We start from the raw sequence: 1,489 nt of genomic DNA, 5'->3' as shown, positions 1-1,489 counted from the left end.
TACTACGCGAACACCGGCGCCCGGTGCGTCGACCTGCCCACCTACGCCTTCCAGCACGAGCGGTACTGGCCGGCGCCGCCCAAGGCGGCCCCCGAAACCGCCGCCGGCGACCCGGTCGACGCGGAGTTCTGGGAGGCTGTCGAGCGGGCGGATCTGTCCGGGCTGGCCGGTGATCTGGAGCTGTCGGCCGATGCTCCGCTGGGCGAGGTTCTGCCCGCGCTGTCGTCCTGGCGGCGCCGGCAGCAGCAGCGTTCCGAGGTCGACGGATGGCGTTACCGCGTCACCTGGAAGCCCGTACAGCCCGTACAGCCCGTACAGCCCGCGCGGCCCCAGGCGGGCGCGTTGTCGGGCCGGTGGCTGCTCGTCGCACCGCAAGCGGGTCCCGCGGACGTCACGGACGTCACGGATGTCGTGGACTGGTGCGAGTCCGGTCTGCGTGCGGCCGGTGCGGAGGTCGTCCGCACGGACGGCACCGACGACCTGCCCCCCACTCTCGACGTGTCAGGTGTCGTCTCCCTCCTGGGCATCGACGACAGCGCTCTCGACCGGGGTGTTTCCCCGGGGCTGTCCTCCACGCTGCGCCTGGTCCAGCACCTGGTCTCGGCCGGAGTGGAGGCGCCGTTGTGGTGCCTGACCCGCGGCGCGGTCTCGACCGGGCCCGCCGACCCGCTGCGCAGCCCCGCCCAGGCCCAGGTCTGGGGTCTGGGCCGGGTCGTGGCGCTGGAGCACCCGAAGGGCTGGGGCGGTCTGATCGATCTGCCCGAGACCCTGGACGCCCGTGCGTTCGACCGCACCGCCACCATCCTCGCCAACCCCACTGGCGACGGCGACGGCGGGGACGAGGACCAGGTCGCTGTCCGGTCCTCGGGCCTCTTCGTGCGGCGTGTCGTGCGGGCCGCCGCAGGCCCCCACCGTGACTGGAAGGTACGGGGCACGGTCCTGATCACCGGCGGCACCGGAGGTCTCGGTGCCCGGGTCGCCCGCTGGGCCGCCGCCAACGGAGCCCAGCACCTCGTCCTCACCAGCCGCAGAGGACCCGACACTCCCGGCACAACCGAACTCGTCGCAGAAATACAGGAGCTGGGGGCCGGAGCAACCGTCGTCGCCTGCGACGCGACCGACCTGACCGCCCTCACCGCCCTCGCCCGTTCCCTCGAAACCGACGGAAGCCCGGTCCGTACCGTCGTCCATGCCGCAGGTGTCGGTCAGCTCACTCCGCTTTCCGGGATCGGGAGTGCTGAGCTGGTCGACGTACTGCATGCGAAGGTCACCGGCGCGGCCAACCTGGATGCGGTCTTCGCGGATGCCGATCTGGATGCGTTCGTGCTCTTCTCCTCGATCGCCGCGGTGTGGGGCAGTGGCGGGCAGGCGGGTTACGCCGCGGCCAATGCCTACCTCGACGCCCTGGCCCAGGAACGCCGGGCCCGTGGTCAGGTTGCCACCTCGATCGCCTGGGGCCCCTGGGGCGGCGGCGGCCTCGTGGATGTCG

Annotated in this window: 1 protein-coding gene; it reads left to right on the top strand. The window is 72.5% G+C overall.

The annotated features are described in order from the left end of the window. The coding region (locus ACZ3I4_RS47845) for an SDR family NAD(P)-dependent oxidoreductase (RefSeq protein WP_465388844.1) at positions 1-1,489 on the top strand (1,489 nt) is incomplete at both ends.

The sequence above is a fragment of the Actinoplanes sp. NPDC021490 genome (assembly GCF_055562135.1).
The sequence above is the reverse complement of the archived record's forward strand: the minus strand, read 5'-3'. Positions and strand labels throughout refer to the sequence as shown.